This is a genomic window from Acinetobacter sp. UBA3106 (assembly GCA_002365595.1).
Lineage (GTDB): Bacteria > Pseudomonadota > Gammaproteobacteria > Pseudomonadales > Moraxellaceae > Acinetobacter.
The window spans coordinates 35,394-45,438 of record DFAM01000007.1; the positions used below are offsets into that span (position 1 = coordinate 35,394).

Consider the following 10,045-nt stretch of genomic DNA (forward strand, 5'->3'; position numbering starts at 1 on the left):
TGGATCAAAGCGGATTGTGAACAAGATGCCAGCATCTTACGTGATTATATTCGTGAGCAAGGTTTAGTGATTGATGCTGCAGAAACACCTGCCGCGGACAGCCTGATTCTATTGGCAACATATGGTGAAGATACCACTACAGCGGCATTACGTTTTGGTGTCGATGCGAGCCGTGCAGTCAGCATTGATATGTTGACTGACTTTTCCAAGCATCGCACCCTGATGCCATCGATCGCAACTCAAAAAACATATATCGACCAAGCCCATGCATTATTTGCGAAAAATGATCATGGTGTCTCTGTGATTGCCGAAAGTGTGGGCTTTGTGGCGCAGCGTGTCTTGGCGATGGTGGTGAACTTGGCTTGCGATATCGCACAGCAGCAAATTGCCACGGCAGCCGATATTGATAAAGCCGTCAAGCTTGGCTTGGGTTACCCGCATGGTCCAATCTCATGGGGTGATGTACTCGGTGCCAAACGGATCCTGCTTATTTTAGAGCGCATTTTAGCCAACACCGGTGATCAACGTTATCGCCCAAGTCCTTGGTTAAAACGTCGTGCCCAACTGAACTTATCTTTACTTCATATTGCAGCTGTTTAAGCGAACGAAAAGGAATTTCTTATGTTAAATGCATTTATCTATGATGGATTGCGTACTCCATTTGGCCGTCATGCGGGTGACCTGGCTACGATTCGCCCAGACAACTTGGCTGCAGGCGTGATTAAAGCCCTGATTGAAAAACATAATTTGCCAAACAATATCTATGATGATGTGATCCTTGGAAATACCAATCAGGCTGGTGAAGACAGTCGTAACATTGCGCGTCATGCAGCCTTGCTTGCAGGTCTAGATGTAAAAACCCCAGCGCAAACCGTGAACCGTCTATGTGCATCAGGCTTGGCATCTGTGATTGATGCTGCGCGTGCGATCAGCTGTGGGGAAGGCGACATTTTCATTGCAGGTGGCGTTGAGTCGATGTCACGTGCACCTTTTGTTTTTGCCAAATCTGAAAAAGCCTTTGGTCGTGACTTTAAAGTGTTTGATTCTGCGATTGGCGCACGTTTCCCCAACCCGGCGATTGAAAAACAGTTTGGCGATGACACCATGCCAAAAACCGGTGACAACGTTGCAATTGAATATGGCATTAGCCGTGAAGATGCGGATCGTTTCGCTGCTGCATCTCAAGCAAAATATGAAGCTGCGCGTCAAGAAGGTTTCTTTGATGGTGAGATTACGCCTGTTGAAGTGGCACAAGGTCGTAAGTTACCGCCTAAATTAGTCGCAGTTGATGAACATCCGCGCCCATCGTCTAATATGGAAGCCCTGCAAAAACTGAGACCCTTGTTCGAAGGCGGTGTAGTAACTGCGGGTAATGCTTCAGGCGTGAATGATGGTGCTGCGGCATTGATCATCGGTTCTGAACAGGCTGAACAGACTTTAGGTTTCAAACCGATTGCCAAGATTTTGTCATCAGGTGCTGCAGGCATTGAACCTCGTATTATGGGTGCAGGTCCTGTGGAGGCGATCAAGCTGGCGCTGAAACGTGCCAACCTGACTTTGGAGGATATGGACATTATTGAGATCAACGAAGCTTTTGCATCTCAAGTGCTGGCATGTCTACGAGGTTTGGACGTTGCACTGGATGATCCGCGTGTCAATCCAAACGGTGGTGCAATTGCAGTCGGTCATCCACTGGGTGCTTCAGGTGCACGTTTGGCGCTCAGCACGGCTCGTGAACTGCAACGTCGCGGCAAGAAATATGCTGTGATCAGCTTGTGTATTGGTGTGGGACAAGGTCTCGCAATGGTTATTGAACGCGTATAAAAGAGAAAACACATGGGTGCATTAGAAGGTATTCGCGTACTGGATTTAAGTCGCGTACTGGCAGGTCCTTGGTGTGGTCAAATCCTGGCGGATTTAGGCGCAGAAGTGATTAAAGTTGAACGTCCAAAAACGGGTGATGACACGCGTTTATGGGGTCCACCCTGGATGAAGAATGATCAGGGTGAAGACACACGTGAAGCAGCTTATTATCAATCTGCAAACCGGAATAAGCTCTCTATTGCAATTGATATTTCCTCAGCGGAAGGACAGGAGCTGGTTCGTGCTTTAGCGGCTGAATCTGATGTGGTGATTGAAAACTACAAGGCAGGTTCACTGAAAAAGTACGGTCTGGATTACGATAGTTTAAATGCGGTCAACCCGAAACTGGTATATTGCTCAATCACCGGTTTTGGCCAGACTGGACCGCGTGCACCTGAACCGGGTTATGACTTTATCATTCAGGGTATGGGCGGTCTCATGTCTGTAACCGGTGAAAAAGATGACTTGCCGGGCGGTGGCCCGCAAAAAGTCGGTGTGGCATTTGCTGATTTAACCACCGGCTTGTATTCAACCATTGCTATTCAGGCAGCTTTGTTGAACCGTACTTTAACCGGTCTTGGTCAATATATTGATATGGCCTTGCTGGATGTGCAGGTAGCTACACTTGCCAACCAGGGTATGAATTATCTGGCATCTGGAAAAGTTCCAGGCCGTTATGGTAATGCCCATGCCAACATTGTGCCTTATCAGGTCTTTAAAGCTGCAGATCAGGACTTTATTATTGCCTGTGGTAATGACAAGCAGTTTGTCGCTTTAAGTGCCGCAATTGGTTTGCCTGAGCTGCCATATGATCCGCGCTTTACCACCAATGCCCTACGGATTAAACACCGTAGCGAAATTGGGGATTTATTGGCGGCTCACTTCCTCAGCAATACTGCAAAACACTGGGTAGAAGCGATTCATGCCGTTAAAGTTCCGGTAGGTTTAATTAATAACCTGGAACAGGCATTTGAAGAACCTCAGGTTCAGGCACGTAATATGCTGATTGAAATGCAACATCCTTTAAAAGATAAACTTAAAGTGATTGGTTCACCGATCAAGCTTTCCCGTACACCAGTAGAATATAAGAAAGCACCGCCAATGTTGGGCGAACATACCGATGAAATTTTAGCCCGTGTGACTGATGCTGAAAAAATAGCAACATTACGTGCTCAAGGTATTATTGGATAGTTCACATAAACATTAAATGTGTTTGATAAAGAAGCAACTTTTAATAAGTTGCTTCTTTGCTATTAATACAATATTTATATTATAATTTTCGCCATGCGAAACAAAATTTAAGTATCTGGGCAATTTAAATGACGAAAGTGACAGAATCGGAACAGGCGGAGCAGCTTCTGGCTCCATTAAGACATGAACTTTTGCATCCGATTGAGGATATGCAAGATGAAAATGATCGCCAATATATTACTGCTCTTGCCCGTGGATTAGAACTTTTACGTTGTTTCTCGGCCAAACATCAGCATCTGGGCAATCAGGAATTGTCGCAAATGACAGGTTTGCCTAAACCTACCATTACCCGTTTGACCCATACACTTTCTCGCTTGGGTTACTTAAAACAGGTGCCTAATTCAAGTAAATTCCAGCTTTCTGTTGGCGTGCTTGCCTTTGGATATTCCATGTTGTCGAATCTCTCGATTCGTTCAATTGCTCATCCCTATATGAAAGATCTGGCAGATTACGCCGGAGCTGCTGTGGCAATGGCAACCCGTGACCGCCTGAATATGATCTATCTGGATGTGGTGCAAGGCAAGGGCAATGTGACCATGCGTCGCCAAGTGGGTACTTATTTGCCTATTCACTTAAGTTCGGTGGGTCGTGCTTGCCTCGCGGCAATGCCAGAGGATGAGCGTGAGTTTTTGCTGGATGCTATCCGTATCAAACATAAAGAAGACTGGATGAAAATCAACCGTGAGCTCGATAAGGCTTTTAAAGATTATCAAGACTTTGGTTACTGCTTCTCGGTCGGTGACTGGCATAAAGATGTGAACTCGGTAGCGGTACCTTATTATCATGAGCAACATGGTTTACTGGTATTTAACTGTGGTGGACCAAGCTTTATTTTGAATCGTGCCAAACTGGAAGATGATATTGCACCACGTTTATTGCATATGGTGAATAATATTAGCAATGAAGTTGGATAGATTTTTAGATAAATTTTCTATTAATCATTAGTCTAATCAAGGAGCAAGAATCAGGAAGATGTTTGCTCTAAAATTAAAAAATAAAGCTTAAATTTTATTTGCGAATAATCATTAAAGTTGCTGTGCCGTGTGCATAAATTTTATCGTTTTCATCAATGATACGACCTTCAGTCATCACCAGCGTGCGTCCTTGATTAATAATTTTTCCTACACCGCGATAGGTTTTTCCACATTGCATGGGGCGGATCATTTTAATATTTAAATCAGTCGTGGCAAAACGGCCCCCTTTTTCCATAAGGGTATGCGCTGCGGCACCCGTTACACTGTCTAAAATGGTCGCACAGAATCCGCCATGAACCCCGCCTTGCAAATTAATATGCTCTTCGCCAGGGGTGACTTCATAGATAATATAGCCTTCTTGAACTTCAACCAGTTGCATAGGAATAGTTTTAGCCATCGGTGCATGAGGGATTTCACCATTTTTGACAGCAGTTAAAAATTCCAGACCTGTGTACTTATCCATCGACATTTAATATTGCTTCCTATTCACTTTATAATTCATTTATATCTTAATATTAATTTGAGTATTTTGAAATTAAATACCGCTAGGTAAAACTAGAATTTTTGTCGAACAGAATGTATTTTTCTGATCATCAACAATAGTGAGTATTAAAAATTGCTTCCACTTTTAAGCATTAGTGAAGTTTAAATATCTTCTAGATTGATGGTAGAAAATTAAAGATCAAGTCGGTATAAAAAAGATGCGTTTCTCTGCTTATCTTTATTGAATTGTCTTTAGAGAGTGGGCTATTAGAAGGTAGAAATCAGATGAAGTATCTATGTTTTAAAATGACTCAAACAGGTTAAAACAGGGTGGTGATTTTTTTTTAAATTTTTTATCTATCTTTTAGTAAAATTCAGTATCTTATAAAAATAGAGCAATAAAAAACCCTCATCTTTCGATGAGGGTTTTTCGTATTCTGGAGCGGGAAAGGAGACTCGAACTCCCGACCCCAACCTTGGCAAGGTTATGCTCTACCAACTGAGCTATTCCCGCAATATGGAAGTGAATTATAGAGAGTTTCATTCAACTGTCAACTCTTTATGCTTCCAAATGTTTAATTAATCAGCACGACGCCAAATAGTTCCTTGACGGGTATCTTCCAGAACCACACCCTGATCCAGTAACGATTGGCGAATTTCATCGGCTTTGGCAAATTCTTTGGCTTTTTTTGCGTCTTTACGTTGCTGAATCAGATCTTCAATCTGTTGTTCCGACAAGCCTAGAGCTTCCTGACCAATATCTGATTTCAAGAAGTCATCTACATTGTATTGCACCAAACCTAAAATATCAGTCAAATGACGCAAGGTTGAATAATACAGCGCAGCCTGTTCAGCATTTTCATCTTTAACAGCACGGTTCAATTCTTTATTAATTTCAAATAACACAGCAATTGCTTCAGCTGTATTGAAGTCATCACGCATTGCTGCATTAAAGCGTTCTACTAAAGCCTCATCTAAAGTTTCAACAGTTTTTTCACCATACACTTGTTGATAAGCTTTAAATGAATGATAGAAACGTGACAGGGTATTTTTTGCTTCTTTCAGTGCTGTATCAGAGAAGTTTACAGGACTGCGATAATGCGAAGAAACAATAAAGAAACGGATCACTTCAGGGTGGAATTTATCCATCACATCACGAATGGTAAAGAAGTTACCCAAAGACTTTGACATCTTCTCGCCATCAACATTAATAAAACCGACATGCATCCAGTAGTTTACATACTGTTCGCCTGTTGAGGCTTCAGACTGTGCAATTTCATTTTCATGATGCGGGAAGGTTAAGTCCGAACCACCACCATGAATGTCAAAATGATTACCTAAGCAGCAAGTGGACATTGCCGAACATTCAATGTGCCAGCCCGGACGACCATTACCCCAAGGTGAAGCCCATGACGGTTCATTTTCTTTGGCATGTTTCCAAAGTACAAAGTCAAAAGGATGTTTCTTTTCAACTTCAACATCGACACGTTCCGAGGCGCCGGCTTGCATATCTTCCAGTTTACGACCAGACAAACGACCATATTTGGCAAATTTTTCTACTTCAAAATATACATCACCATTTGCAGATGGATAAGCCGTGCCTTTATTAACCAGGTTGCCAATCATGTTTTGCATCTGGTCAATATAATCTGTGGCACGAGGCGCTTCATCTGGATGTAAGCAGCCCAAGTTTTCCGCATCTTCATTCATGGCCTGAATAAAACGATCGGTCAATGCAGTAATGCTTTCACCATTTTCATTGGCACGCTTGATGATTTTGTCATCAATATCGGTGATGTTACGAACATATTTGACGTTCCAGCCCTGGCTGCGCAGGAAACGAATAATGTAGTCAAATGCAACCATGACCCGAGCATGTCCAATATGACAGTAATCATATACCGTCATACCGCACACATACATGTCGATATGTCCTGCTTTACGTGGAACAAATTCAACTTTTTTACGTTGCTCTGAGTTATATAGAACAAATGGTTGCATAGGTTTTCTAGAAGCTTATTGAAAATGGTGTCCAATCTTAACCTAAGCACTTTTTTTCATAAAGTTAAAACGAAAAAATGCAGGAATTTTTTAGGGAATATACCTTTATGCGAACGTTCAAGGTCATGGCTGATAATCTAAGATGACACATTGCAAATAAAAATAATCAGCAATGAATAGGGGAAATAACAATTGAGTAATGAAAAGTGCATTTTGATAGATAATGATTAAAAGCATGCCAGCTCGTCATAATTTCTGCACAATTATTGAAATCTTGTAATTTAGAAACGTGACATTTGCATAGATATGATAAAATTGCGAAAATTATTTTTTGCTTGATTGAATCAACTCTGTATAGAGTAAAGGTAAACCTATTTTGAACCCACCAAATATGCCAAATCAAATAGACTTTCAAAAAGTTGCATTAGAAACTTTGCGTATAGAAGAACAAGCACTGGAAATATTGGCGGCGCAAATTGATGATCGTTTTAGCCGTGCTTGTGAAATTATCTTACAGTGCCGAGGGCGTTTAGTCGTAACCGGCATGGGGAAGTCAGGGCATATTGGCCGTAAAATGGCAGCCACCTTTGCGTCTACGGGTACGCCATCATTCTTTATGCATCCAGGTGAAGCCGGGCATGGTGATTTAGGTATGCTGGTTCCTGGCGATGTGCTCATTGCTATTTCTAACTCGGGCAAGAGCGATGAAATCATGATGCTCATGCCTCTAATCAAGCGTCTGGAAATTCCTTTAATTACCATTAGTGGCGACAACAAAGGCCCGATGCCGCAAAATGCAGATGTGGCCTTAACTTTAGGCAATATTCAGGAAGCATGCCCACTCGGTCTGGCACCAACGTCAAGCACCACGGCAACTTTGGCTTTGGGTGATGCACTGGCTGTAGCATTACTGGATGCACGTGGCTTTACTGCTGATGATTTTGCCATGTCACATCCGGCAGGTGCTTTAGGTAAACGATTGTTGCTGCATGTAAAACACCTCATGCATACCGGCACAGAATTGCCAAAAGTATCTCCAGATACACCAATGAATCAGGTTTTATACGAAATCTCAAATAAACGCCTAGGTTTAACCACAATTGTGGATCAAAATGACGTACTGCTCGGGATTTTTACCGACGGTGATTTACGTCGTTTAATTGATAAGCAACAAGGCTTTGATGTGAACCTGCCTGTTTCAGAAGTGATGATCAAAAATCCATTGACCATTACCCAGGAAGCACGTGCTGTTGAAGCTTTAGAGCGTATGAACGAAAAGAAAATCAATCAATTTGTTGTTGTCGATGATGTAAATAAGGTTATAGGTGTGATTAGCATGCATGACCTGATTCAAGCCGGGGTGAATTAATAAATGGCATCTTATATTTTATTGGAACAGGCGCGCCATATTGAAGCCTTGGTGCTTGATGTCGATGGAATTCTGAGTGATGGTTTTGTGACCCTGACCAATAGCGGAGATGAAATTAAATCCTTTGATATCCGTGATGGTTTAGGTATGAAACTTGTACAGAAATCAGGTATCAAAGTCATTATTATTACTGGACGTAAAAGTAATATTGTGGAAAAGCGCATGTCTGATCTGGGTGTAGACCTGGTTTTCCAGGGTCGTGAAGATAAAGGTGTAGCCTTACGTGAAGCCTGTGCTCAGTTGAATGTTGCTCCAGAAGACTGTTTGTATATGGGCGATGACTGGCCTGATCTATCGGCATTTGCCATTGCCGGTATGAAAGTAACTGTTCCCAATGGTCATGTAGAAGTTCGACGCCGTGCTGACCTGGTCACTCAGGCGATGGGTGGTCGTGGTGCGGTACGTGAAATCTGTGACATGATTTTGATGGCGAAAGGAACTTACCAACAGTTGCTTGACACTTATACCGCTGTCCCACATTAATTGTTAAACAATTCATTGAACTTGAGTTAAGTACCACACTTATGGATACAAAAGTTTTATACGTAACTGCTATAGCAATTGCAGCTATAAGTGGTGGTTACTACTATTACAGCGGTAAGGGTAACAAGCTTGAGGTTGACTCGGCCCGAAGCATGACCTATTCCGCTGAAAAAATTAACCTGACTCAAACCGATGAAAACGGTAATTTGTATGTCCGTGCGCAGGTCGATCGGATGGAGCAGGACATGCAAAAAAAGACAGCAAAACTCATCAATCTGAATGCGTCAATGTATAAAGATGGCGCGGTCGATGCTACTTTCTATGCCAAAGTGGCGAACAGTTATGATGATAATAAACGCGTGGTTTTGTCAGGCAATGTCGTGGCAACCAAGCTGATGCAACAAGGCAAAATGCAGTTTCAGACGCAAGAATTAACCGGATATCCTGAAACCCGGCAAATTGAAACAGATAAACAGGTCATTGTGCAATCTCCTCAAGCTGAATTTGTAAGCCAAGGTCTGAAAGCCAATTTAAATGACGGTCAATACGAATTTTTTAATATTCGAGGAAAATATGAACCAAAATCTTAAGCTTACATTTTCTAACACCTTGCTTAAGCAAGCAGCTTTAGTCGGTTTGGTTGTATTCTCGTCGGCAGCGGTATTTGCCATTCCTTCAGACAGAAATCAGCCTATTTCATTGGTTGCAGACCGTGCAACTTATAATGAAAAAACCGGGGTGACCACTTATACCGGTAATGTCATCATTGAACAGGGCACTATGAAGCTGCAAGCCAACTCTATTGTTGCCAATCTGAACAGTCAAAAACAGATTAGCAGTATTACGGCGACTGGTGGTCCGGCACGTTTCCAGCAGCAGACTGAAGTCAATAAAGGTCTGGCCAAAGGTCAGGCACAGAAGATTCTTTATAATGCCCAAACCGGTATTATCACCTTGTCTGGTAATGCATTTTTACAGCAAGATGGGGCAAGTATTCGCGGTAATACTTTAAAATACAGCATGAACAAAGGTGATGTAGAGGCGACAGGTACGCCAAACAGCACTGGTTCATCTTCAGGTCGTGTGCAAATTGTTATTCCACCATCTAGCTCAAAATCTTTCCCAGGAGCACGTGATTAATGGATCAATCGCTAAATCAGCCCCAAACATTATGTATTAAGCATCTGGCAAAAAATTATAGTAAAAGATGGGTGGTGAAGGACGTTTCTTTCGAGATGCAGAGTGGCCAGATTGTCGGCTTGCTGGGTCCGAATGGTGCAGGTAAAACCACCAGTTTCTATATGGTGGTCGGTTTGGTCCGCATGGACAAAGGCGAAATTCATTTAGATGATCTTGATTTGTCAGATTTAGCCATGCATGAACGTGCCCGTAAAGGGATTGGTTATTTGCCGCAAGAAGCCTCCATTTTTAGAAAACTGACTATTTCTGAAAACATTATGGCAATTCTTGAAACCCGTAAGGATTTAAACAAGCAGCAACGCCAACAGCGTCTGAATGAATTACTGGCCGATTTTAAAATCAGTCACATCAAGGATTCATT

11 protein-coding genes and 1 tRNA gene are annotated in these 10,045 nt (G+C 42.4%); 9 read left to right on the plus strand and 3 right to left on the minus strand.

Features of this window, described 5'->3' with window-relative positions:
• The 4 genes from B4C48_RS02195 to B4C48_RS02210 all read left to right on the plus strand — a co-directional run.
• Nucleotides 1–600 (plus strand): 3-hydroxyacyl-CoA dehydrogenase family protein (locus B4C48_RS02195; protein ID WP_291353825.1); only part of this gene is annotated, 600 nt, incomplete at its 5' end.
• A gap of 21 nt (nucleotides 601–621) precedes the next feature.
• Entirely contained in the window at nucleotides 622–1,824 is a 1,203-nt protein-coding gene (locus B4C48_RS02200; RefSeq protein WP_291353827.1) for a 3-oxoadipyl-CoA thiolase, read from the plus strand.
• 12 nt (nucleotides 1,825–1,836) lie between these two features.
• Complete coding sequence (locus B4C48_RS02205) at nucleotides 1,837–3,054, plus strand: CaiB/BaiF CoA transferase family protein (RefSeq protein WP_291353829.1); 1,218 nt, start codon at nucleotides 1,837–1,839, stop codon at nucleotides 3,052–3,054.
• A 128-nt stretch (nucleotides 3,055–3,182) separates the two neighbouring features.
• Nucleotides 3,183–4,028 carry an IclR family transcriptional regulator gene (locus B4C48_RS02210; protein ID WP_291353831.1) on the plus strand — a complete coding sequence of 282 codons (846 nt, stop codon included), beginning with the start codon at nucleotides 3,183–3,185 and terminating at the stop codon, nucleotides 4,026–4,028.
• Nucleotides 4,029–4,122: 94 nt separating this feature from the next.
• On the opposite strand, the gene B4C48_RS02215 is transcribed toward B4C48_RS02210, so the two are convergent.
• The 3 genes from B4C48_RS02215 to cysS all read right to left on the minus strand — a co-directional run bounded on the left by B4C48_RS02215 (nucleotide 4,123) and on the right by cysS (nucleotide 6,572).
• Nucleotides 4,123–4,557, minus strand: coding sequence for a PaaI family thioesterase (locus tag B4C48_RS02215; RefSeq protein ID WP_291353833.1), 435 nt, complete (start codon nucleotides 4,555–4,557; stop codon nucleotides 4,123–4,125).
• Between the two features lie 452 nt (nucleotides 4,558–5,009).
• Nucleotides 5,010–5,085: transfer RNA gene (locus B4C48_RS02220), tRNA-Gly, on the minus strand.
• A gap of 65 nt (nucleotides 5,086–5,150) precedes the next feature.
• Entirely contained in the window at nucleotides 5,151–6,572 is a 1,422-nt protein-coding gene (cysS, locus tag B4C48_RS02225; protein ID WP_291353835.1) for a cysteine--tRNA ligase, read from the minus strand.
• 391 nt (nucleotides 6,573–6,963) lie between these two features.
• On the opposite strand from cysS, the gene B4C48_RS02230 reads away from it, so the two are divergent.
• The 5 genes from B4C48_RS02230 to B4C48_RS02250 form a co-directional block, all read left to right on the plus strand.
• Nucleotides 6,964–7,941: a KpsF/GutQ family sugar-phosphate isomerase gene (locus B4C48_RS02230; protein WP_291353837.1), complete on the plus strand. Its 978-nt coding sequence runs from the start codon at nucleotides 6,964–6,966 to the stop codon at nucleotides 7,939–7,941.
• 3 nt (nucleotides 7,942–7,944) lie between these two features.
• On the plus strand, nucleotides 7,945–8,484 hold the full coding sequence (locus B4C48_RS02235) for a KdsC family phosphatase (protein ID WP_291353839.1): 540 nt from the start codon (nucleotides 7,945–7,947) through the stop codon (nucleotides 8,482–8,484).
• A gap of 41 nt (nucleotides 8,485–8,525) precedes the next feature.
• Entirely contained in the window at nucleotides 8,526–9,074 is a 549-nt protein-coding gene (lptC, locus tag B4C48_RS02240) for an LPS export ABC transporter periplasmic protein LptC (RefSeq protein ID WP_291353842.1), read from the plus strand.
• A complete protein-coding gene (gene lptA / locus B4C48_RS02245; RefSeq protein WP_291353844.1) occupies nucleotides 9,058–9,624 on the plus strand; it encodes a lipopolysaccharide transport periplasmic protein LptA in 567 nt (188 codons plus the stop codon). The genes lptC and lptA overlap by 17 nt, the downstream gene beginning before the upstream one ends.
• Nucleotides 9,624–10,045: ATP-binding cassette domain-containing protein (locus B4C48_RS02250; RefSeq protein ID WP_291353846.1), on the plus strand; the 422-nt coding region annotated here is incomplete at its 3' end. The genes lptA and B4C48_RS02250, both read left to right, overlap by 1 nt.

What these genes read in the sequence shown, in the direction of transcription:
- B4C48_RS02200 (WP_291353827.1), top strand. Translation starts at nt 622, where the DNA reads ATGTTAAATGCATTTATCTATGATGGATTGCGTACTCCATTTGGCCGT.
- B4C48_RS02205 (WP_291353829.1), top strand. Translation starts at nt 1,837, where the DNA reads ATGGGTGCATTAGAAGGTATTCGCGTACTGGATTTAAGTCGCGTACTG.
- B4C48_RS02210 (WP_291353831.1), top strand. Translation starts at nt 3,183, where the DNA reads ATGACGAAAGTGACAGAATCGGAACAGGCGGAGCAGCTTCTGGCTCCA.
- B4C48_RS02215 (WP_291353833.1), bottom strand. Translation starts at nt 4,557, where the DNA reads ATGTCGATGGATAAGTACACAGGTCTGGAATTTTTAACTGCTGTCAAA.
- cysS (WP_291353835.1), bottom strand. Translation starts at nt 6,572, where the DNA reads ATGCAACCATTTGTTCTATATAACTCAGAGCAACGTAAAAAAGTTGAA.
- B4C48_RS02230 (WP_291353837.1), top strand. Translation starts at nt 6,964, where the DNA reads ATGCCAAATCAAATAGACTTTCAAAAAGTTGCATTAGAAACTTTGCGT.
- B4C48_RS02235 (WP_291353839.1), top strand. Translation starts at nt 7,945, where the DNA reads ATGGCATCTTATATTTTATTGGAACAGGCGCGCCATATTGAAGCCTTG.
- lptC (WP_291353842.1), top strand. Translation starts at nt 8,526, where the DNA reads ATGGATACAAAAGTTTTATACGTAACTGCTATAGCAATTGCAGCTATA.
- lptA (WP_291353844.1), top strand. Translation starts at nt 9,058, where the DNA reads ATGAACCAAAATCTTAAGCTTACATTTTCTAACACCTTGCTTAAGCAA.